This window comes from Paenibacillus sp. MSJ-34, from assembly GCF_018918005.1.
Lineage (GTDB): Bacteria > Bacillota > Bacilli > Paenibacillales > Paenibacillaceae > MSJ-34.
In genome coordinates this window covers 18832-39963 of record NZ_JAHLPR010000022.1, presented here as the reverse complement: position 1 = coordinate 39963, position 21132 = coordinate 18832, and the positions used below count along the sequence as shown (strand labels likewise).

Here is a 21132-nt window from a genome sequence, read left to right as displayed (position 1 = left end):
AGAATTTTTTGCAATTGTCCCACGTGGGACAATTGCAATTAAAATATATAACGAACCGCTCATCGTTGTCAATGAAGGTTCGTTATACGCTAAGGGCCGCAGCAGGAATCGCGGACGACGAGCTCGGCCGTAAATTGCGGGGACGGCCGGGCGGTTTCCCGCTTCTCGATTAAGTCGATGACGGCATCCGTGACATAGACCGCCATTTCGACCCGGGGGACTCTCATCGTCGTGAGCGGCGGGTGCATATATTGCGACACTAGCAGGTCGTCGAATCCGATCACCGAAACTTGCCGCGGTACGGCAACCCCAAGTCGGGCCAATGTTTTGAGAACGCCGTATGCCGTTAAGTCGTTGGAGCAGAACAAAGCTTGCGGCAGATCTCCCGCCGCTATCCACCGTTCCGCTGCCGCAGCGCCGTCTTCTTCGGTATATTTGCCGTAATAAATGCGCGATTCGGGCAACTCTATCCCACGGTTCCGCAAAGCGTCCGCAAATCCGTGCAATCGTTCGGCCGCGCTTCGATTATTCATGTCTCCGGTCACGATGCCAATGTCGCGATGGCCCAAATCCAATAAATATTGCGCCGCCGCATAAGCGCTCCGGTAATTGTCCAATATCGGCACGGGGATGCCGTCGTTTCCGGGGCGAATCGTGTTCTGGTCGAAGACGCCGACATGAAACCCCGCCCCGGCAATTTGGTCGACGATCGCCTGCAAATCGAACCATCCGACCAGCATGCCGGCGTCGATGCTTTTTTGCTTGTACAGGCTTAATAACGAATCGGTATTCGAAATGTCGTGAATCGAGACGAGCGCATTATAGCCGTGTTCCGCGCAGCGGCTGATCATGGAGCCGATCACGGCGCCGTAAAACAAATCGTCGGAATACAATTTGTAATTTCTTTCATCCTGTACGATAAAGATGCCAAGCGTATTCGTTTTGCGGGCGGACAGCCGACGGGCGGCAGCGTTCGGCTCGTAATGATGTTCCTCCATAATCTTGCGCACCTTGTCCCGCGTTTGTGCGGAAACGTTCGGCGCGCCGTTCAACACCCGCTGGACCGTCTTGCGCGAAACGCCCGCAAGGCGGGCGATGTCGAAAATATCCATTAAAAATTGAAATGATCGGGATCCGGGCCGATGCGGCGATTTTCGTTCAACGCGTCGATTGCGCTCATATCGTCGTCGCTTAATTCGAAATCGAATACCCCTTCTTGAACCTTGTACACGCCCAAGCCGAGCCAAGGCATCTTCACTCCGTTATGAAGCGTTGTCGTATCCTGCAAATGTGCTGGCATATGTATCCTCCTTTTTGTGCAACCTGTCGTGTAATACGTTGCGAAATTACTTGTTTACCACACAACATCTATTATGAAAGAAAATGCGGAAAAATAAAAGCTTTGTGCGGGGCGGCAAAAAAATCGCTTGCTTTTTATTCAAATTTGAATATAATAATTTCATGTTATTTTCTATTCAAATTTGAATTCATTTTTTGGAAAAGGAGTACATAAGCTATGGTTTCTAACAACAGTAAAATCGGCTTCGTCGTCGCGGGCTTAATGCTCGGCATTTTGATGGCGGCGATGGACAATACGATCGTCGCGACAGCGATGGGCACGATCGTATCCGATCTCGGAGGGCTCGATAAATTCGTGTGGGTCACTTCCGCTTATATGGTCGCCGTCATGGCAGGGACGCCGATTTTCGGCAAACTGTCCGACATGTACGGACGCAAACGATTTTTTATATTCGGTTTAATCGTATTTTTAATCGGCTCGGCTTTATGCGGACTTTCGCAAAATATCGTGCAACTGAGCATTTTCCGGGCCATTCAAGGGATAGGCGGCGGCGCATTGATGCCGATCGCGTTCACGATTGTATTCGACATCTTTCCTCCGGAGAAACGCGGCAAAATGTCCGGCCTGTTCGGCGCGGTATTCGGCACCTCGAGCATATTCGGACCGCTGCTGGGGGCGTTTATTACCGACTCGATCAGTTGGCACTGGGTATTTTACATTAACGTGCCGATCGGCATCGTTTCTTTCGCGTTCATCGTCTTCTTCTATAAGGAATCGGTGGAACATTCCAAGCAGCGCATCGACTGGGGCGGAGCGTTTACGCTCGTCGGCGCCGTCGTATGCCTCATGTTCGCCCTGGAGCTTGGCGGCAACCAGTATGCTTGGGATTCCATCGTCATTATCGGCTTATTTGCCGGATTCGCCGTCTTATTCGCCCTATTTCTGTTCATCGAGACGAGAGCGGCCGAGCCGATCATTTCGTTCAATATGTTCAAACAGCGTTTATTTGCGTCAAGCTCGATCGTAGCCTTGTGCTACGGCGCCGCATTTATCGTTGCAACCGTATATATCCCCATTTTCGTCCAAGGGGTGTTCGGCGGTTCGGCGACCAATTCGGGATTGATTCTGATGCCGATGATGATCGGCTCCGTAGTCGGCAGCCAAGTTGGCGGGCTTTTGACGACGAAGACGAGTTTTCGCAACATTATGGTCGTTTCGATCGTATTTTTCGTCGCGGGCATTTATACGTTAAGCACGCTAGCGCCTGACACGGCCCGCTCCATGGTAACGTTGTACATGATTCTTACCGGATTCGGGGTCGGTTTCTCGTTCTCCGTATTGAACATGGCGGCGATTCATAATTTCGATATGCGCCAGCGCGGCTCGGCAACGTCGACGAATTCGTTTCTGCGCTCGCTCGGCATGACGCTCGGCATTTCGATTTTCGGGATCGTGCAGCGCAACGCTTTCACGAACAGGATGGCCGAAGCGTTCGGCGGCGGCGGTCCCCTCCCCGGAGGAGGCGACCCGCGCGCGGCGTTAACGCCGGAAACGCGCGAATTGATCCCGCCGGACGTACTGAAAGTCATTACCGAAGCGCTGTCGTCGTCCATCGCCCAAACGTTTATGTGGGCTCTGGTTCCCGCCGTACTCGGAGCGGTGTTCATCCTGACGATGTCCAACGAACGGGTGGAAATCGCGCCGCAGAAACAATGGAAGCCGGAACCGAGGAGGTAAGCGGCCGTGTCGATGAAGCTCGCGATTCTCGGTTTGCTGCTCGAAGCGGATATGCATCCGTATGAAATTACATTGAAAATGAAAGAACGCGCCATGACCCATTATACGAAGATGCAAATGGGCTCCCTCTATTACGCCGTAGATCAGTTGGCGAAAGAGGAGCATATTGAACCGGTCGAGGTGATCCAGAGCAGCAACCGGCCGGACAAAACGATTTATCGGATTACGGAAAAAGGGAAGAAATTATTTCATCAGCTTTTGCTGCAAAAATTTAAAGAACCCGAGCCCATCTTTCATCCGATGTACTTGGCGCTGGCGTTCTCCGACCATGGCGACCAGAACAAAATGGCCGACTTGTTGGAACAACGAATCAAACAAATCGAGCACCAGGTCAATTTCTATTACGCTTTGTACGAGGATCATATCGATCAAGTGCCAAAAGGAGCGCTTCATCTGATGATCGGCATGTACGAGCATTCCAAAACCGAATTGCATTGGTTGAAACGGCTCTATGCCGACGCCCAGCGCGGCAAGCTCGGGGAAGTCGGAGTTCCGCTCGATCTGGTCGAATAGCATAACAATCAAGAAGGCGAAGATGCCGTCATCGGGGCGCATGCTTCGCCTTCGTCTTTTCAAAGCGAGGCGTTGGCGGGCATACTACGCTTTACCTGCTCGCTCCTCCCCCTCCGGACGAGCCTCCTCCTCCCCGTCCCCCGCGGCCGCCCGGGCCTTGCCCGAAACCGCCGCGCCGGAACATCGACAACAACGCGAACGTTACCATGCCGCCCGTAAACTTGAAATCGAGAATAAGAAGGATGATCAGCACGGCCAGACCCAATAGTTTCATATAACCGGGAATCCCTTCGAACAAGCCCGCATCCCCGTAGCCGTCATATGCGCCGGTCAAATCCGTATTGTAAATTTCAGAAGGATCGATGCCGTACTCGGCGGCAACTTCTTGGATGATGGCGGACTGCGTGTACAGAAACGCATCGTCGGTATTCCCCGCGCTCATATGCGGGAGAAAATACGTATCCAGAATGGCTCCCGCTTTCCCGTCCGGAATCGCTCCCTCCAAACCGTATCCGACTTCAATGCGCACGCGGTTCTCCGCAGCCGCATACAGCAGCAGCACGCCGTCGTTCCTCTCTCTGCTCCCGAGCCCCATTTCCCGAAATCTCGCGACCGCCAATTGCTCGATCGTCGAACCGCCAAGCGAAGGCAGCGTTACGACTCCCACCTGCGCCGACCCTGTACGGTCATGAAGCCACGCCGCGTTTTGATAAAGCGATTGCCTTGCCCCATGCCCGATCAAGGACGCTTCATCCTGAACGTATACGCCGTATTCCGACGGGGCGCGCGCTTCGGCATGAAGCGTTCCGGCAGGGAGAAATGTTAAGGCGAGTCCAATGGCGGCATAACGGACCATGTTCCGGAGTTTCATGTTCAGAAGCTCACTTCCGGTACTTTTTCCGCGCCTTCCGTCGCTTTATACAATTCCTTTCTTTCGAAACCGAACATGGAGGCGTATATCGAATTCGGAAATCTTCGCAGCCGGGCATTGTACGCGGACACGGCGTCGTTATAATCTTTGCGCGCCACCGCGATCCGATTTTCCGTCCCGGACAATTCATCCATCAGCCGCGCAAATTGCGTATCGGCTTTTAACGTCGGATAATTCTCCACGACAACCAACAGCCTCGACAACGCTCCCGTCAGCTCCGCATCCGCCGCCGCTTTTTCCGCGGGCGTGCCGGCTCCGACCAATCTGCTTCTGGCGTCGGCAATAGATTGCAGCACTTCCCGTTCATGCGCCGCGTATCCTTTTACCGTATTGACCAGATTCGGAATCAGATCGGCGCGCCGCTGCAAATTAACGTCGATTTGCGAAAATTTATTTTCCACCGCCGTCTCCGAGGACACCAATCCGTTATAGGCGCCGATTCCGCTAACGAGCGCAATGGCTATAATCGCTCCAACCACAATAAGACCAATTGAAGAACGCCTCATGCAAACACCCTCCATCCTTTTCCAAGTAGTGTTTGCCATTTTCACGGAAAATATATTGGACTTCTTCCTGAATCTGAGCGACGGGGATTTTCACAGAAGGACGAAAAAACGGCTTGCGAAAAACCGTTTTGCGAGAATTATTATTATTTCTTGGTGAGCTCGTCGAAAGCGAGCTTGGCCGCCCCCAATAATCCGGCCTGATTCTTGAACCGGGCGGGGAGAACGACGGGACGGCGCACCGCCTCATTGGCGTAGCGGCCGATCTTCTCCAGCATCGCATCCCACCAATACGATTGCGTCTCGATTAGTCCGCCGCCGATAATGAAGACTTCCGGATCGTAAATATTGCATAAGCTGGCCATAGCGATCGCCAGATCGTCCGTAAACGCGTCGAGCACTTGTCTGGCGATGCCGTCCCCGGATTGCAGCAGGGCGAAAAACTGTTTTCCGGATGAAACCGCATGTTTCCCGCAAAGCTCGTTATACGTTTTAAATAATGCCGTACCGGAACAATACTGCTCCATACAACCCCATTGTCCGCAGTTGCAACGTTTTCCCTTTGGATACAAAATCATATGTCCGATCTCTCCGGCGCTCCAATGGTGTCCGCGCACGATTTCCCTATTGACGAAGACGGCCGCAGCAACGCCCGTTCCAAGCGTCAAGCAGACGACCGAAGAATACTGCTTTCCGGCGCCCAGCCACATTTCGCCGATGCCGGCCGCGTTCACATCGTTATCGACTACGGTTGGGATGCCGAATCGATCTTCCATATGTTGTTTCAAGCGGACTCCGGTCCAATCCGGCAAATTCGGCGTAGCGTAATAAACGGTTCCTTCATAAACGTCAATTCTCCCTGCGCTGCCGATGCCGATGCCATCCGCCGAAGTTTCCGCGAGCAATTCTTCCGTCAGACGTTCCAAATTTTCCAGAAGATACGCTTTTCCTTTTTCCGCTTCCGTCGCACGTTCTACGCTCCGAATCATGTTGCCTTGCTCGTCGACAATGCCGCCGACTATTTTTGTGCCGCCGATATCGATCCCGATTGCCAACATCCTCCTGTTGCCTCCCCACGGATTAAATTGAACGCAAGCTGGTTAAATAACGGTTGATTTCCATTACATTTTTTTGCGTAATAATTTGCGGCCGGGTAATACCCGCCCCGATCACCACGGAATAAGCGCCGAGGGACATGGCTTTCACCGCATTTCGATAGTCCCAGAACCTTCCTTCCGCCACGACGGGAACCTCGATGCGATCGGCCAGTTCCGATATAATATCGAAGTTCGGTTCGCGCAATTCCATCGGCAAATCGGATTTCTCCCTCGTATATTCGGTATAGCCCGCCAATGTGGTGGCAACGATGTCCGCGCCGGCCTTCCATGCGGCAACGCCTTCTTCCGCCGTAGATACGTCTGCCATCACCAACAGGTCGAACCGTTCTTTAATATGATGAATGAATTGTTCGGTCGTTTTGCCGTCAGGCTTTAACAGCTTTGTCGCGTCGACCGCCACAATGTCGGCCCCGGTGTCCGCAACCTCCTGAACTTCCCGGATCGTCGGCGTAATATAAGGATAACAATCCGGATACTGCCGTTTAATAATCCCGATAACCGGAATGGACACCGCCTTACGCACCGCAACGATGTCCGGAACCGTATTTACCCGAACTCCGATCGCGCCTCCCATTTCAGCCGCGACCGCCATTTTGGCCATATAGTCCGATCCGAAGAAAGGCTCGTCCGGCTGCGCTTGGCAAGATACGATCAATCCCCGTTTGAATTCATGTATGTTCAATAGAAACCCTCCGTTTTTTCGTGATGTAGTCGAAGCTGACGGCCGCGAGCAACACGCTTCCCTTCACTACCAATTGGAAATATTCGCTAATATTAAGCAAGATCATGCCGTTCGTCAAAACTCCCATAATAATAATTCCGGTAATGACGCCGGTAATGCGCCCTTCGCCGCCGTTCATGCTGACGCCGCCCAGCACGACGCCGGTAATAACGTCCAATTCGTATCCGGTTCCCGCGATCGGTTGGCCGCTATTCACGCGGGACAATAGAACGATACCCGCCAAAGCGCTCAAAAAACCGCAAAAACAATACGTAATATACTTCACTTTGCGAATGTTGACCCCGGACAGTCGGGACGCTTCTTCATTGCTGCCGATGCCGTATACGTAGCGGCCGAATTTTGTTTTCTCCAGCACAATATATCCGATGGCGAAACAAACGACCATAATGATGACCGGGACGGGAACGCCCAGAACATATCCTTGTCCGATCGCACTGAAGCCTTTGGGGAAACCGTATACGGGGAGCCCGCCAGTTATTAAGTAAGCGACGCCGCGCAATACGGTCATCGTGGCCAGTGTGACAATTAACGGCGGAATTTTGATTTCATGTATAAAATAGGTGTTCAAAAAGCCGATCCCAACGCCCGCCGTTAACGTAATGATAATGGCTATGACGGGATGAACTCCGGAAACCATCAGTTGTGCGGTCAAGACGGCCGATACACCGATCACCGCTCCAATGGACAAATCGATGCCGGCTGTCAGGATGACGAATGTCATGCCGACCGCAACGATTCCGATGACCGCCACCTGTCTCAATATGTTCATAAAATTGTCTACGGATAAAAACGCGTCGGACGCGATAGAAAAGAAAACGATCAGAAATACCAGGACGACATAAATCCCGTATTTCGTAAATATATTCCGCGCACTCATTCGCCTACCGCCTTTCCATCTGATTCTTCGCTTGTAGCCAAAGTTAAAATACGTTCTTGCGATATTTCGGCACCGCGGACTTCTCCTTTGATCCTTCCGTCCTTCATGACGAGAATCCGATCGGACATGCCGATCAGTTCCGGCATTTCCGAAGAAATCATAATGATCGATCTTCCTTCCAATACGAGTTCCCGCATCAACTGGTAAATTTCCTGTTTCGCGCCGATATCGATCCCTCTCGTCGGTTCGTCGAAAATCAAAATATCGCATTGCATCGCCAGCCATTTGGCGAGGACCACTTTTTGCTGGTTGCCTCCGCTTAAATTTTTGACGTATTGATGCTCGGACGGGGTCTTCACGGCAAGGGCGCCGATAAAGCGGTTCGCCATTTCTTTCTCTTTTTTCTTGCGGATGAAACCGTACTTTGAAAGCTTCGGCAAGGAAGCGAAAGAGATATTAAATTTGATATCCATTTGCAGTAAAGCGCCGTGTTGTTTGCGGTCTTCCGGGATGAGGCCCAATTTATGCTTAATCCCGTCCAGCGGATGGCGTATATTCACTTTTTGTCCGCGTACGACAATCTCGCCTTTCAGAATCGGGTCCGCCCCGAATATCGCCCGGGCCAGTTCCGTTCTTCCGGCGCCTACCAATCCCGCGATTCCCAGGATTTCGCCCTGTTTCAGATGAAAAGAAACGTCGCGAATTTTGTTCGTCGATACGCCTTTGACTTCGAGGATGAGCTCTCCTTCCGACCCCGTCTTCGGCGGATAGTTTTGCCCTAGTTCGCGCCCTACCATTAAACCGATCAATTCCTGGCTGTTCGTCTCCCCGCAGGCCAATGTTTTAATATACTTGCCGTCTCGCATCACAGTAATGCGATCGGACAAGTGGAACACTTCCTCCAGCTTGTGAGAGATATAAATGATCGTTACGCCCTTCCGTTTCAGCTTCCATACGATTTCGTACAGTTTTTCTACCTCTTTATCGGTGAGCGGCGCTGTCGGTTCGTCCATAATCAATACCTTTACATCCCTCGATACCGATTTGGCTATTTCCACAATTTGCTGATATCCGACACTCAGATCTTTGGCCAGCGTTTTTGGAGATATAGGAATATCCAACTCAGACAAGATTTGTTCGGACTTGCGATTCATCTCTCGCTTGTTCAAAAAATATTTTCCTGTCATTTCCCTGCCGTAAAAAATATTTTCCGCTACCGTCAAACTCGGAATTAAATTGAATTCCTGATATATGGCGCCGATCCCTTCCCGCAACGCATAAATCGGATCCATGAACGGCATTTCAACGCCCTTGTACGTGATGAGCCCCGATGTGGGCTGAATGGCGCCGGTTATCGTTTTGATCAGCGTCGATTTACCGGCACCGTTCTCTCCTACGATCGAATGGACTTCCCCTTCCTTAAATTCGATGCTTAATTGATCCAACGCGACGACGCCGGGATACACTTTCCGTATTTGGTCGAGACTTAATATGGTACCGTTCACATGCTTTCCCTCCTGCCACAAGAATCCCTCTCCGAGATGATATAATGCGGAAATGAACATGCTGTACTCTGCGAGAGGGATTCGGTATCGCGTACATCGGTCTACTGCTTGATATATTCGGCTACATTCTCGGTCGTAACCGCTTTCATAGGAACGGCGATCGTTTCCTCGATCGGTCCTTCTTGCACCACTTTCGCGGCCGTGTCGACAATCAACTTCCCTGTGCCGAACGGATCGATATCGATCGTTGCCCGGTAAATGCTATTCTCGTTAATTTTGGCAATCGCTTCTTTCGTTGCGTCCAAACCTCCAATGAAGAAATCGTCGCTATTTTTGTTCGCGGCCATGACCGCTTCGAAAGCTCCTAACGCTCCGGCATCGTTGACTCCCGCCACCACTTTCACATTAGGGTGCGCCTGCAAAATCGTCTCCATCGCCCGCATTCCTTTTTCCGGCGTATTCGCGGATTGGTTCGCCACGATGGTTGCATTCGGCGCATTCTTCAAGATTCCGTCCTTGATGCCGTTCGCCCGGTCGATAATCGGCTTCAATTCCGGAAAATCGAGAATGGCGACCTCGGCTTCCCCGTTTAATTTGTCCGCGATCCATTGACCTGCGACCTCCCCGATGGCAAGTCCGTATTCATATTCCGGCACCGTAATGAACGCGTCGACTCCTTCGACTTTCTGATTGGCGCCGATGACGCGAATTCCCGCTTCTTTGGCTTTTTGCACGACGGGAACGAGCGATTGGTCGTCAATCGGGCTAATGACGATGACATCCATTTTTTTCGTAATAAAGTTCTCGATCGCGTTAATTTGCTGGAGGGCGTCCGACTTGCCGTCATGAATCGTGATATCGTATCCCAGTTCCTTGCCCCGCGCTTTTACGCCTTCGGATAAATCGACAAAATACGGATTGGAAAGATTCATCACGGTGTATCCGATTTTCAAAGATGGATTGGCCGGGTCGTTTTTTGTATCTGTTTCGTTCCGGCTCTCCGCTTTATTCCCCCCGTTATTTTCCTGAACCGCCGCACCGCTCCCTCCGTTGGAACAAGCTGCGGCCAACAACGTGAAAACCAACATTGTTACGATGAATACCGTTTTTTTCATTTCGATTTTCATTCCCCTCGTTGTCAATAGTCTGTTACTACCCGAAACGCAAACGCTTTCAAATTGTTCTAAAACGAATGTTGCCTGTTTAGATATTCACCTCCCTTCCGTACCGTTCCCGCGCGGTTCGCTGAATTGGCATTAGCGCAGCACAACCTTATATTTGTACTTGTCCCTATTCACGATGCGATGATTGAATTCGATCGGCGTCTCGTCGGAATAGGTAACGCGCTTGATTAACAATCCCGGCGTATTTTTATTAATTTCCAGAAGATCCGCATTTTCTTTATTGATTAAGATAGCGTCGATCGTTTCCTCGGCCACATTGGCGACGATGCCGTAATGTTCCTGCAACGTCTGGTAAAGCGAATGCTGTTCAAAATCGTATTGTTCGAGTTCCGGAAACAATTTGCACGGCAAGTAGGAGCGGTCGATGACGATAATTTCCCCGTTCGCTAACCGCAACCGTTTGATCAAATAAACTTTCTCCTGAATGTCCATACTCAAAGCCGTTCTTATCTCTTCGTCCGGATAAACGACTTCAATATCGATCAGCTTGGACGAGGGAGTAAAACCTCTAATTTTCATTTCTTCCGTAAAGCTGTAAAATTTCGAAAGCTCTTGACTGATCCCGGCAAACTTCACAAATGTCCCTTTGCCCGGTTTTCTTTCGATCAGACCTTCGTGCTCCAGTTCGGTCATCGCTCTTCTGGCGGTGATTCGACTGATATTGTATTGCTCGCACAATTCGGTTTCCGACGGGATTTTATCGCCGACTTTCCATTCCCCGTCGTTAATTTTATTCATAATAATTTGCTTCATTTGGATGTATAAAGAAAGCGGATTCTTTTTATCCAACATCGAACGATCCTCCTTTGAATTATGATAATATTATAACATTATAATAATTAAATTTGTCAAATCTTTTTTTTCGCTGCAGGCGAAACGACAAAAGGGAAACTTAATTGACATTTTTTTCGTATTATTGTTGTACAAGTTCAGTAACGGAGGTGGCGGGAATGAACGGATTTTTTCGAAACACGGCGTTCCGGGCGGCGTTAAAACAAGCTGCAACCCTGTCCTTTTTTTGTTTTATGTTCTTCTTTTTTGCCCCTGTCGCCAAAGCGGGTTTATGGGACAATTTGAAGCAATTTTCCGAACTGCCGTCCGAGGTCAATGAATTGAAGCAAAATTACCGGCAAACTTTGGATAACTATAATGAAACGTTGACGAAGCTGGATCAAGCCAATGAATCGATCCGTTCGTACCGGGAAGAAAACGATAAGCTGATCGAGCAAAACGAAGCGCTCGCCTCAATGGTGCTGGAGTTGCGGCAGGCGGAACAAACGCGCGAGGAAAACGCTCGAAAGGTTAGATCGTTCCTGTTCGCGGCAATCGGCGTTCTGGCGGGGTACTTTATGCTGCTGCGCGCGATTCGTTTCGCGATGCGCGTACGGACGAGGCAGCATGGATAGAGAATCACTTATGGCGGATGAACGCAGCCAATGCGGGATACGGGGAGGGATTGCCGAATGAATATCGTTTTCGAAGAACAAGGCGGATACGGAAGCGGACAAGCCGTCCGCTTTTCACTGCAGCAGGGCGAACTCGTCCATGTGCTGCATCCGCAGCAAATTATCGCGTACCGCGGAAATCCCGAAGGAAGAGCGGACAGCCTGATGAACATCAAAGGCATGTACCGCAAAAAAAAGCTGATCCAGGCGCGCATTTCGGGACCTAGCGAATTTCTGGCCGCCCTTCCCCCCAGCTTCAGCATGAAGGCGATCCGTCTCGAAGGGGAAAGCGATCTGCTCTACGATGCCCGCCATCTGTTCTTCTACAGTACGGGCGTTACGATGAAAACCCGAATTCTAAGCGTCAAAAATATGTTCGTTACCCGCGATGCGGTCAAGATGAAATTTGCCGGAAACGGAGAGATCGGCATTTTGACGCAAGGGATCGTATGCGAAGCCGAGCTTCACCCCGTCGAACCGCTGTTCGTGGATGCGGGGAGCGTCATCGCTTATCCCGAGAACGCCAAGCTTGAACTATGCGTCTACGGCAATCATCTCGCAAGCCAGCATATGAACTATCATTGGAAAATGACCGGCCGCGGTTCGGTTCTGATCCAAGCGGGACGGCAAAACGACAAGCTGGAGCGGGACATGAAAGACGACGGGCTCGTCAAGCGGATTTTGCGGGAGGTTATTCCGTTCGGCGGCATTGTGATCAAATGAAAAATTAACGGGAAAGTTTGCGAAAAAACTTTATTCCTAGCGAATTATCTAATACAATAGATGAAATAGACAATGTAAACGAGGAGAATGAGAGATGGAATTTGTCAGTACGCGCGGCGGAGTGCGCTGCGGTTTCATAGAGGCGTTTCTGCAAGGATTGGCGAATGACGGAGGATTGTTCGTTCCGGCCCATGTTCCGAAGGTGTCCAAGGATGAGTTGAAGAGCTGGCGCGGGCTTTCCTACCAAGAGCTATTCTTGAAAATCGCAGCTCCCTTCGTCGGCGACGAAATCCCGGAGCAAGATTTGAAAAAATTAGTGCACGACAGCTACAGCACGTTTCGCAGCCCGGAAGTAACGCCGGTACAGCCGATCGCAGACGGATTGTACGTACTGGAACTGTTCCACGGCCCGACATTTGCGTTTAAAGATGTGGCTCTGCAGTTTATGGGCAATCTGTACGCTTACGTTTCGCAGAAATACGGTGAAAAAATACACATTATCGGCGCGACTTCCGGCGATACGGGCGCGGCAGCCATCCACGGCGTCAAGTCCAAGGAAGGCATCAAAATTTGCATTTTGCATCCTCACGGCAAAGTTAGCAAAGTGCAAGAGTTGCAAATGACTTCGCTCCTTGACGACAATGTGCTGAATTTGTCCGTGCGCGGCAATTTCGACGACTGCCAGCAAATCGTAAAGGAATTGTTCTCCGATGTCGCGTTCAAAAGCGAGCATTCGCTGCGCGCGGTCAACTCGATTAATTTCGTGCGCATCCTGGCGCAAACGGTATATTACTTCTACGCTTATTTCAAAGTCGCGGACGACAGTATGACGGAGGAAATCCATTTCAGCGTGCCGACGGGCAATTTCGGCGATATTTTCGCCGGTTACCTGGCGCGGCTCATGGGATTGCCTGTCGGCAAATTTCTGCTCGCGACGAATGAAAACAATATACTGGAACGGTTCGTCAACGACGGCGTATATCGTCCCGAAAATTTCAAAACGACGTACAGCCCCGCCATGGACATCCAAATCGCCAGCAACTTCGAGCGTTACCTGTATTATTTGCATGGAGAAGACGGCACGGCGGTCACCCGCATCATGAACGATTTCCGGGAAAAAGGCTTGATCGCCGCCGAGGGAGATACGCTGCGCCGCGTGCAAAGCGACTTTGCCTCTTATGCCGTCAGCAACGCGGCATGCCTCGAGACGATCAAAGATTACAACGAACGGCACGGCTATTTGCTTGACCCGCATACGGCTTGCGGCGTCGCAGCCTACGAACGCATGTTCAAGAACGGCGGCGGCAAATGCGTCGCCCTTGCCACCGCCCATCCGGCCAAATTCGACGAGGCGATCGCCGAATGCGGCATCCGGCAAACGTTCCCCGAGCCGATTGCGGAACTGTGGGATAAGCCGCAGCGGATGACCGTCGTCGATAGCGACAAACAACAAGTGATCGAACAGCTGCTGGCGTTTTTTAAATAAGCAAGGCGATGCCCCCATAGAGTTGCGGGACGAGTTGGGAACGATGTTGTCTTATTCGCGAATTGATATTCGTTCATAAGGCGGCATCGTTTTTTTTGGCGTAATTTTATTTTTCCGATCTCGGCATCCTCCTTATTTTCCTTTTGTCGATATCCCTTTCACTCAGTTCTGAACGAAGGGGATTTCCACAAAAGGCCGAACTTCACGCAACTGCCGAATAACGTTTTCGACAGACAGCATCCCTCCTTCCGTTCAAATTGTCATAGCAAACTATCTCTACCTTAATTCCAAAATGGTCATAACAAATGAAACAACCCGTTTTAATCGGGTTTAAATTATTGTAAAAATAAGTAAATCAGACTTCGACTCTCAAAAACAAACTATTGTTTATTCCATTTTGGTATTAAGTATAGTATACTGGAATCAATCCAAACTGAAAGGTGATTACAATTGAATAAAACAGATGCAAAACTGCTCCTTCAGTTGTTTTGGTCGTTTGCCAAGCTTAGCCCGACTTCGTTCGGCGGGGGGTACGCGATGATCCCGCTCATCGAGCGGGAAATCGTCACGAAGCGAAAGTGGCTCAATCAAGAGGAATTGACCGACATGTTCGCCCTTACCGGCTCATTGCCGGGCACCGTCGCCATCAACTCGGCAACGCTCATCGGGTATCGTACCGCCGGGGTGGCCGGGGCCGCCGTAGCGACGTTCGCCATCCTCCTTCCTACGTTTGTCATCGTGCTCATACTGTCCGTCTTATTTACGCTCATGAACGATTCGCCCAAAATCAATGCAGCCTTCGCCGGAATCAAGATCGCTACCGTCGCGCTGATCGTCTATGCAGGAATTCGCGTCGGACGAACGGCGATTTCGGACAAGACTGCGCTCGCAACGGCAATTATAACGATATTGGTGCTGTTGTTTACGCCGCTTCATCCTTTGCTCGTCATTATCGGAGGCGCGGCAGCCGGAATGGCGATCATGCCGTTGAAGAAAAAGTTGGGACATTCCACCGCTCCCCGCAACAAAAATGAGCAGCATCAAATTGAATATTATATATAGAAGGGACGAAAAACCGGTATGCTATGGCAATTATTCTATACTTTTTTATTCATCGGTTTCGTTTCCTTCGGCGGAGGCTATGCCATGATTCCTATGATCGAACATGCCGTCGTCGAGCAGTTCGGGTGGATGAGCGCCGCCGAATTCACGGATACCGTCTCGCTGGCCGGCATGTCCCCCGGTCCGATTGCGACGAACATCGCCGTCAGCGTCGGGTACCATACGGCCGGTGTGCCGGGCGCCGTCATTTCCACCGCCGGAATTGTGTTTCCTTCTTTTTTGCTCGTCATCGTTATCAGCGTCTTTTTGTATAAATATTATGCCGACAAATGGGTACAATCGGCCCTGTACGGACTGCGTCCCGTCATTACGGCCATGATCATGTACGGTGCGTACCGCTTCGCCGTAAACAGCGGCATGATCGGATCGCTCGGTTGGAACACCGCCATCGTTTTCGCTTTATTCGTTTTCTCGCTTTTCGCCTTAATCCGCTTGAAAATGCATCCGTTGTATGTCATATTTTTATCGGGACTGATCGGGATTGCCGTTTACAGCTAGCCCAAGTTCCCGATTTCATCGGATAAAGGAAGTGGAAGCGTGCTACGTATCGAAGATCGGATCTCTAATCCGAAGCATAAAGCGATCTATCGGCTCATTCGAAACCATCCTACCGTTTCGAAATTGGAATTGTTGGAACAGACGAAAATGCCTGTCAGCACGTTAACGAGATTATTGGAAGAACTCATTCAGCAGCGATTCATCGTAGAAGCGGGTTTCGGGGATTCAACCGGCGGAAGAAAGCCTGTTTTGTACCGAATTCATTCCGATTATGCTTATGTATTCGGTCTCGAAATTTCCCGCACAAGATCGAAGCTGGTTCTCTACGATATGGATCTGCAAAAACTGGCTTCCGAGCAATGGAGAATGGACGAGCATAGCACGCCCGATTATTTGCTGCAAAGCATCGCGCAAAGCGCTCGCTATATGTTGGCCGATCGACAAATTGCCAAAGAAGACGTTCTCGGCCTGGGCATCGGTTCGGTCGGGCCTCTGGATCGGTCAACCGGCACGTTGCTAAAGCCTCAGCATTTCCCGGCTCCGGGGTGGGTCAATGTGCCTGTCGCCGACATCCTGAGCCGGTCGCTTGATATCCCCGTCTTTTTGGATAATGGGGCGAATACGGCGATCCTTGGCGAATATTGGCATGTACGCGACAAAAGGTACAAGCACCTGCTCTATGTTCATGCCGGCGCCGGCATCCGTTCGGCGATGATCGCCGGCGGCAGCGTCGTATACGGCGCTGTCGATACCGAAAACGCGATCGGTCAAATGATTATCCAGTCGGACGGCCATCGGCTTACTCCCGACAGCAACTTCGGATCGCTGGAATCTTACGTCTCGATCCCGGCCATTGAACGCGAAGCCCGCTCGAAACTGAAGCAAGGGCGGCAAAGCGTTGTAACGATGATGGAGCCTGATCCGGAAAAAATCAGTTTCATTCATTTGCAGCAAGCGTTGACGGCGAACGATCCGCTCGTGACGGAAATTTTCAAGCAAGCGTCCGCGTATCTGGGCATCGGCCTCGCCAATTTATTAAATATATTGCATCCCGAGAAAGTCATTCTCGGCGGTCCGATTTTGTACAGCCATCCGTTAGTGTTTGAAACCGCTGTCGAAGTCGCCAATCGCAACACGTATCATCATTCGGATTACCGGGCCGAGTTCAGCCGGGGGAATCTCGGCGAAGAAGCGTTAGTGCTCGGCGCGGCCGTAATGACCATTCATAAGCTTGCCGATTAAGCAATCAAGTCGAACGGAGGAACAACATATGACGAACCCGCAATTGAAGCCGTGCTGCGCAGCCCGCAGAACTTCCGCAGGAGAACAGGCGGCTCCGGCTCCGTTATCCGAATTAAACGTCGCCGCTAAGCCCGGCGCCTCATCCCGCGAAGGAATGATCTATTTGGACGGGGGCGAATTTTGGATGGGAACCGACGACCGGGAAGGATTTCCGCAGGACGGAGAAGGGCCTATACGCAAAATTACGTTGAAACCTTTTTACATTGACCCGTGTGCGGTCAGCAACGAACGGTTCGAGCAATTTGTCAACGAAACGGGATACGTGACCGAGGCGGAACGATTCGGCTGGTCTTACGTGTTCCATCTTTTCCTTGACGAAGCGACGGCTCGCGATGCCGTTTCGGTACCGCAAGTCCCTTGGTGGAAAAAAATCGACGGCGCCAGCTGGAAGCATCCGGAGGGACCGGCATCCGGCATAACGGATCGTATGGACCATCCGGTCGTGCATGTGTCGTGGAACGACGCGGCGGCTTACTGCAAGTGGTCGGGCAAGCGTTTGCCGACGGAAGCGGAATGGGAATACGCCGCCAGAGGCGGTCTCGTGCAAAAGCGTTATCCTTGGGGAGATCTGCTCAAACCGGACGGCGAACACCGCTGCAACATTTGGCAAGGGAAATTTCCCCTCAAAAACAACGCAAGCGACGGGTATATCGGAACGGCGCCGGTCATGTCCTATCAACCGAACGGATACGGATTGTTTAATGTCGTCGGCAACGTATGGGAATGGTGCGCGGATTGGTTCAGCCCGACCTTTCATATCGACGGGCCGCGCGTCGATCCTCAAGGCCCGCCGAACGGACAAGCCAGGGTGATGCGGGGCGGTTCGTATTTATGCCATAAGTCGTACTGCAATCGTTATCGGGTCGCGGCCCGCAGTTCCAACACTCCGGACAGTTCCACCGGAAACATGGGATTCCGCTGCGCCGCCGATGCGGAATAACCGGACAAGTATCAATAGCGTGATTATGTCAGAGAAGGAGAGGTTTTCGCTATGGCAGCAGCATGTCTATCCTCGAGTCGGCCCGAAACCTTCGGGATGATGTGGAAAACGGTTTCGGAAGATTGCAATTTGGCGTGCGATTATTGCTATTACAGCACATGCCAAGGAAAACCGGGACCGCAAATCAATAGAATCGATCCGCGCATCCTCGACAAATTGATCCGGGAGTATATGGCGCTATCGAACGGGACCGCGTCGTTTGCCTGGCAAGGCGGCGAACCGCTGCTCGCCGGGCTTGATTTTTTTCGCGAAGCGGTCGCTCTGCAGGCCAAGTACGCCCCTCCCCATACGAGAATCGGCAATTCGTTGCAGACGAATGCCACATTAATCGATGCGGAATGGGCTCGTTTTTTTAAGGCGTACAACTTTTTGATCGGCGTAAGTCTGGACGGGCCTCAACCAATCCACGACGCTAGGCGGACCACCGGGTCGGGCAAAGGCAGCTATCGGCTCGTAATGCGCGGCATCGAATATTTGCGCGATGCGGCAGTCGATTTCAATATTTTAACGGTCATTCATGAAGATAATGTGGGAAAAGCGAAACAACTGATGGAGTTTTATCGGCAGGAAGGTTTCGGATTCGTCCAATTCATTCCATGCATGGACTTTCGTTCGCAGCAAACGGAAGCGGAGGGCAAATATTTAATCACTCCCGAGCAGTACGGCCGTTTTTTATGCGAAGCGTTCGATATATGGTATAACGACGGGATGCCGGAACTTTCGGTGCGTTTCTTTGATAATATGTTAAGCGTCTACCTGCACCGCGAAGCGGAATTATGCATCCATCGCCCCGAATGTGCAAGCACGTTCGTATTGGAGCGCAACGGAGACGCTTATCCTTGCGATTTCTATATCAACGACGATTACAAATTGGGAAATGTCGGTATCGATTCGTTGGAGTCCTTGTTCTCCAACCCTGTGTACGAACGGTTTCGGGCTATGAAGCCGGCGCTGCCGAAACGATGCGCAAGCTGCCCTTGGTTGAACATGTGCTTTGGCGGCTGTCCCCGCAACCGCAATTGGAACGCCGCAAACGATAGCTACGATGCGGATTATTTCTGCGAGAGCTATCGGCAGATCTACGCTTACGCGCATGAGCGAATGACGACGCTCGCCGAAGCCGTCAAGAAGCGGTGGCTTGCAAGCTACAAGTCGTCCGGCCGGCGCCTGCCGGGCAGAAACGACTTATGCCTGTGCGGCAGCGGGAAAAAGTTCAAACAGTGCTGCGGCTTAATCTCGTGAGATGTTGTGCCGTTCCCTCTCATCCCGTAGATTTGAGCGGACTCCAGTGACCTTATTCGGCATAACAGCAGCCTTTTGGTAGTGCCAGCGGACTCAGATGATCTTATTTGGTAAAAATGAGGCGAAAATCGGGGATATTGCATGAAATAAGCGCATCTGTGTCCGGAGTATGCGATAAAACAGCCCGTTTTGCGGAAATAAGGGCTCTACGGTCCGTTACGAGTTTAACTGGCCGCTTGTCGACATAGGATACGATAATTCGATCGAATTCGCCTCGATCTCTCCATTTTATATTCGCTATAAAACGATCCAATATAGTATAATGGTGAAAAGTACGATGACTTTAGAGAGGAGGACAAGCAGCATGAGCGACCAAATTTTAAATCAAATTTTGGAGGAACTCGGTGGAATCAAAACTGAACTTGGTGGTGTCAAGGAAGACATTAAGGGAATCAAAGCCGAACTTGGTGGCGTCAAGGAAGACATTAAGGGAATCAAAGCCGAACTTGAGGAGGTTAAAGCCGAACAACGCAAAACCAATGAACGGCTTGACCGGTTGGAGACCAAAGTCGACCGCCAAGAAGTCACAATTAACGCTATCTTCGAACAAACCGCCAACCTTATCGAATTTCGTTCTGAAGCAACCTCGAAGCTTGAAACCATCATCGAAGATCAAAAATCGATCCATGAAATTCTGGGCGAACATGAAGTATCGATCCGAACCCTTCGCAGAAAACCCGTCTAACATTGAAAAAAAAAGCACCTGTACGGATTATTGATATATATGATAAATGAATACTCTTTACATGGAATGAAACTCCCCCTTATTATGCATCTTTCGACTGATAAGGGGGAGTTTATGTTGTCAGGACGACTTCCTCATGCGCGACTTTCCGTTGTCCTCCGGGCTTGGACGGCTCCGGTCGACGACCGGTTCCGCTTCCCCGACCTCCCGCATTGGGCACAACAATCTCCCCTGCATGACATTCGCCCCGCTTAAGCACCTTAATTCCCACCGCACAAGCATCGAAATAAATTCGAGATTATTGAACACCAACTCATCGATTCAAAATAAGGATAGCTAGCAGTTTTTTTAATATTGCATTTCATATTCGTATGCGATATATTACATATTAATATTAAAGAAGGAGACAGAAGACATGCCTATCCCCGCCAATTATTCGACGCCGGTCCGAATCTCTGCCAAAGACCGGGCTTTATCGCAAATTCAACGATGGATCATCGACGGAACGCTCCAACCTGGCGAGAAATTGAACGACGCCGAGTTGGCCGAAGCTTTGGGAGTCAGCCGGACGCCGGTCAGAGAAGCGTTGCAATTGCTTGAAGTGCAAGGATTGGTTCAGATGCAACCCGGCAGAGATACGAGAGTGACAACGATTGAAAAGGAAGACATCCTGAAAATGTATTCCACCCTCTCCGCCCTGCACGCGTTAGCCGCCGAACTTGCCGCCCCGCTCATTCTGCCGGAGCAGATCGAAATGTTAAAGCGACTTAACGCAGAGTTCGCGCAGGCGATCGAAACGGGACAGCCATATCAGGCGATGGAACTCGACGAACAGTTTCACGGCATGATTATTGACGCGGCGGATAATCCTTATATTTCATCGTTCAGCGCGTCGCTCCAAATTCATATTCGCCGTTATAAGTATGTATTTTTGAAACGGCCCTTCCCCAGCGCCAATGCTTCGGTACTGGAGCATGAAGCGCTCGTTGCGGCATTGGAGAAGGGGGACGGGAAGTCCGCGGCCGATATCATGAAGCAAAATATATGGCGGCCGATGACGGAACTCCAACAATTCATTTCTAAGGAAGAAGGGTGATAC

21 protein-coding genes and 2 pseudogenes are annotated in these 21132 nt (G+C 50.9%); 12 read left to right on the top strand and 11 right to left on the bottom strand.

Going from position 1 to position 21132, the window contains the following annotated elements; translation table 11 throughout:
- Positions 1-89: 89 nt before the first annotated feature.
- The 3 genes and pseudogenes from KQI79_RS12615 to KQI79_RS12605 form a co-directional block, all read right to left on the bottom strand.
- Positions 90-1112, bottom strand: coding sequence for a LacI family DNA-binding transcriptional regulator (locus tag KQI79_RS12615; protein WP_216538598.1), 1023 nt, complete (start codon positions 1110-1112; stop codon positions 90-92).
- Positions 1112-1210, bottom strand: a pseudogene (locus KQI79_RS12610) (aldo/keto reductase); the annotation flags it as partial. The gene KQI79_RS12615 and the pseudogene KQI79_RS12610, both read right to left, overlap by 1 nt.
- A pseudogene (locus tag KQI79_RS12605) lies at positions 1211-1300 on the bottom strand (aldo/keto reductase); the annotation flags it as partial. It abuts the pseudogene before it with no gap.
- A gap of 216 nt (positions 1301-1516) precedes the next feature.
- Between KQI79_RS12605 and KQI79_RS12600 the strand changes: the two are divergent.
- Together KQI79_RS12600 and KQI79_RS12595 are read left to right on the top strand one after the other, a co-directional pair.
- Complete coding sequence (locus KQI79_RS12600; protein WP_216538597.1) at positions 1517-3037, top strand: MDR family MFS transporter; 1521 nt, start codon at positions 1517-1519, stop codon at positions 3035-3037.
- 12 nt (positions 3038-3049) lie between these two features.
- Positions 3050-3610 carry a PadR family transcriptional regulator gene (locus KQI79_RS12595; protein ID WP_253298124.1) on the top strand — a complete coding sequence of 187 codons (561 nt, stop codon included), beginning with the start codon at positions 3050-3052 and terminating at the stop codon, positions 3608-3610.
- 91 nt (positions 3611-3701) lie between these two features.
- On the opposite strand, the gene KQI79_RS12590 is transcribed toward KQI79_RS12595, so the two are convergent.
- The 8 genes from KQI79_RS12590 to KQI79_RS12555 form a co-directional block, all read right to left on the bottom strand.
- The gene (locus tag KQI79_RS12590; protein ID WP_216538595.1) at positions 3702-4481 is read right to left on the bottom strand and encodes a TPM domain-containing protein; all 780 of its coding nucleotides are present in this window, start codon (positions 4479-4481) and stop codon (positions 3702-3704) included.
- 2 nt (positions 4482-4483) lie between these two features.
- Positions 4484-5047, bottom strand: a complete 564-nt coding sequence (locus KQI79_RS12585; RefSeq protein ID WP_216538594.1) for a LemA family protein — start codon at positions 5045-5047, stop codon at positions 4484-4486.
- A gap of 143 nt (positions 5048-5190) precedes the next feature.
- Positions 5191-6102, bottom strand: a complete 912-nt coding sequence (locus KQI79_RS12580; protein WP_216538593.1) for an ROK family protein — start codon at positions 6100-6102, stop codon at positions 5191-5193.
- Positions 6103-6124: 22 nt separating this feature from the next.
- Positions 6125-6844 carry an N-acetylmannosamine-6-phosphate 2-epimerase gene (locus tag KQI79_RS12575; RefSeq protein ID WP_216538592.1) on the bottom strand — a complete coding sequence of 240 codons (720 nt, stop codon included), beginning with the start codon at positions 6842-6844 and terminating at the stop codon, positions 6125-6127.
- Complete coding sequence (locus KQI79_RS12570; RefSeq protein ID WP_216538591.1) at positions 6831-7781, bottom strand: ABC transporter permease; 951 nt, start codon at positions 7779-7781, stop codon at positions 6831-6833. Before KQI79_RS12570 ends, KQI79_RS12575 begins: the two co-directional genes overlap by 14 nt.
- On the bottom strand, positions 7778-9286 hold the full coding sequence (locus KQI79_RS12565) for a sugar ABC transporter ATP-binding protein (RefSeq protein WP_216538590.1): 1509 nt from the start codon (positions 9284-9286) through the stop codon (positions 7778-7780). Before KQI79_RS12565 ends, KQI79_RS12570 begins: the two co-directional genes overlap by 4 nt.
- Before the next feature lie 101 nt (positions 9287-9387).
- Positions 9388-10401 (bottom strand): sugar ABC transporter substrate-binding protein, encoded by a 1014-nt coding sequence (locus KQI79_RS12560; RefSeq protein WP_216538589.1) that lies wholly within the window; start codon positions 10399-10401, stop codon positions 9388-9390.
- A gap of 141 nt (positions 10402-10542) precedes the next feature.
- A complete protein-coding gene (locus KQI79_RS12555) occupies positions 10543-11262 on the bottom strand; it encodes a GntR family transcriptional regulator (protein WP_216538588.1) in 720 nt (239 codons plus the stop codon).
- A 158-nt stretch (positions 11263-11420) separates the two neighbouring features.
- Here KQI79_RS12555 and KQI79_RS12550 point away from each other — a divergent pair, with 158 nt between their 5' ends.
- From KQI79_RS12550 to KQI79_RS12505, 10 genes are all read left to right on the top strand, one after another.
- Positions 11421-11876 (top strand): hypothetical protein, encoded by a 456-nt coding sequence (locus KQI79_RS12550; RefSeq protein ID WP_216538587.1) that lies wholly within the window; start codon positions 11421-11423, stop codon positions 11874-11876.
- Between the two features lie 57 nt (positions 11877-11933).
- The gene (locus KQI79_RS12545) at positions 11934-12638 is read left to right on the top strand and encodes an AIM24 family protein (RefSeq protein ID WP_216538586.1); all 705 of its coding nucleotides are present in this window, start codon (positions 11934-11936) and stop codon (positions 12636-12638) included.
- 94 nt (positions 12639-12732) lie between these two features.
- A complete protein-coding gene (gene thrC / locus KQI79_RS12540) occupies positions 12733-14124 on the top strand; it encodes a threonine synthase (RefSeq protein WP_216538585.1) in 1392 nt (463 codons plus the stop codon).
- A 450-nt stretch (positions 14125-14574) separates the two neighbouring features.
- On the top strand, positions 14575-15186 hold the full coding sequence (locus KQI79_RS12535) for a chromate transporter (RefSeq protein ID WP_230191436.1): 612 nt from the start codon (positions 14575-14577) through the stop codon (positions 15184-15186).
- 18 nt (positions 15187-15204) lie between these two features.
- A complete protein-coding gene (locus KQI79_RS12530) occupies positions 15205-15744 on the top strand; it encodes a chromate transporter (protein WP_216538584.1) in 540 nt (179 codons plus the stop codon).
- A 39-nt stretch (positions 15745-15783) separates the two neighbouring features.
- The gene (locus KQI79_RS12525) at positions 15784-16986 is read left to right on the top strand and encodes an ROK family protein (RefSeq protein WP_216538583.1); all 1203 of its coding nucleotides are present in this window, start codon (positions 15784-15786) and stop codon (positions 16984-16986) included.
- Positions 16987-17014: 28 nt separating this feature from the next.
- On the top strand, positions 17015-17986 hold the full coding sequence (locus KQI79_RS12520) for a formylglycine-generating enzyme family protein (RefSeq protein WP_216538582.1): 972 nt from the start codon (positions 17015-17017) through the stop codon (positions 17984-17986).
- A gap of 51 nt (positions 17987-18037) precedes the next feature.
- A complete protein-coding gene (locus tag KQI79_RS12515) occupies positions 18038-19288 on the top strand; it encodes an anaerobic sulfatase maturase (RefSeq protein ID WP_216538581.1) in 1251 nt (416 codons plus the stop codon).
- Between the two features lie 364 nt (positions 19289-19652).
- Positions 19653-20033 (top strand): coiled-coil domain-containing protein, encoded by a 381-nt coding sequence (locus tag KQI79_RS12510; RefSeq protein ID WP_216538580.1) that lies wholly within the window; start codon positions 19653-19655, stop codon positions 20031-20033.
- A gap of 415 nt (positions 20034-20448) precedes the next feature.
- On the top strand, positions 20449-21129 hold the full coding sequence (locus KQI79_RS12505) for a GntR family transcriptional regulator (RefSeq protein ID WP_216538579.1): 681 nt from the start codon (positions 20449-20451) through the stop codon (positions 21127-21129).
- The last annotated feature ends 3 nt before the right edge of the window (positions 21130-21132 follow it).

What these genes read in the sequence shown, in the direction of transcription:
- KQI79_RS12505 (WP_216538579.1), top strand. Translation starts at nt 20,449, where the DNA reads ATGCCTATCCCCGCCAATTATTCGACGCCGGTCCGAATCTCTGCCAAA.
- KQI79_RS12580 (WP_216538593.1), bottom strand. Translation starts at nt 6,102, where the DNA reads ATGTTGGCAATCGGGATCGATATCGGCGGCACAAAAATAGTCGGCGGC.
- KQI79_RS12590 (WP_216538595.1), bottom strand. Translation starts at nt 4,481, where the DNA reads ATGAAACTCCGGAACATGGTCCGTTATGCCGCCATTGGACTCGCCTTA.
- KQI79_RS12595 (WP_253298124.1), top strand. Translation starts at nt 3,050, where the DNA reads ATGAAGCTCGCGATTCTCGGTTTGCTGCTCGAAGCGGATATGCATCCG.
- KQI79_RS12520 (WP_216538582.1), top strand. Translation starts at nt 17,015, where the DNA reads ATGACGAACCCGCAATTGAAGCCGTGCTGCGCAGCCCGCAGAACTTCC.
- KQI79_RS12530 (WP_216538584.1), top strand. Translation starts at nt 15,205, where the DNA reads ATGCTATGGCAATTATTCTATACTTTTTTATTCATCGGTTTCGTTTCC.
- KQI79_RS12550 (WP_216538587.1), top strand. Translation starts at nt 11,421, where the DNA reads ATGAACGGATTTTTTCGAAACACGGCGTTCCGGGCGGCGTTAAAACAA.
- KQI79_RS12600 (WP_216538597.1), top strand. Translation starts at nt 1,517, where the DNA reads ATGGTTTCTAACAACAGTAAAATCGGCTTCGTCGTCGCGGGCTTAATG.
- KQI79_RS12510 (WP_216538580.1), top strand. Translation starts at nt 19,653, where the DNA reads ATGAGCGACCAAATTTTAAATCAAATTTTGGAGGAACTCGGTGGAATC.
- KQI79_RS12560 (WP_216538589.1), bottom strand. Translation starts at nt 10,401, where the DNA reads ATGAAAAAAACGGTATTCATCGTAACAATGTTGGTTTTCACGTTGTTG.
- KQI79_RS12615 (WP_216538598.1), bottom strand. Translation starts at nt 1,112, where the DNA reads ATGGATATTTTCGACATCGCCCGCCTTGCGGGCGTTTCGCGCAAGACG.
- KQI79_RS12570 (WP_216538591.1), bottom strand. Translation starts at nt 7,781, where the DNA reads ATGAGTGCGCGGAATATATTTACGAAATACGGGATTTATGTCGTCCTG.
- thrC (WP_216538585.1), top strand. Translation starts at nt 12,733, where the DNA reads ATGGAATTTGTCAGTACGCGCGGCGGAGTGCGCTGCGGTTTCATAGAG.
- KQI79_RS12545 (WP_216538586.1), top strand. Translation starts at nt 11,934, where the DNA reads ATGAATATCGTTTTCGAAGAACAAGGCGGATACGGAAGCGGACAAGCC.
- KQI79_RS12585 (WP_216538594.1), bottom strand. Translation starts at nt 5,047, where the DNA reads ATGAGGCGTTCTTCAATTGGTCTTATTGTGGTTGGAGCGATTATAGCC.
- KQI79_RS12515 (WP_216538581.1), top strand. Translation starts at nt 18,038, where the DNA reads ATGGCAGCAGCATGTCTATCCTCGAGTCGGCCCGAAACCTTCGGGATG.
- KQI79_RS12555 (WP_216538588.1), bottom strand. Translation starts at nt 11,262, where the DNA reads ATGTTGGATAAAAAGAATCCGCTTTCTTTATACATCCAAATGAAGCAA.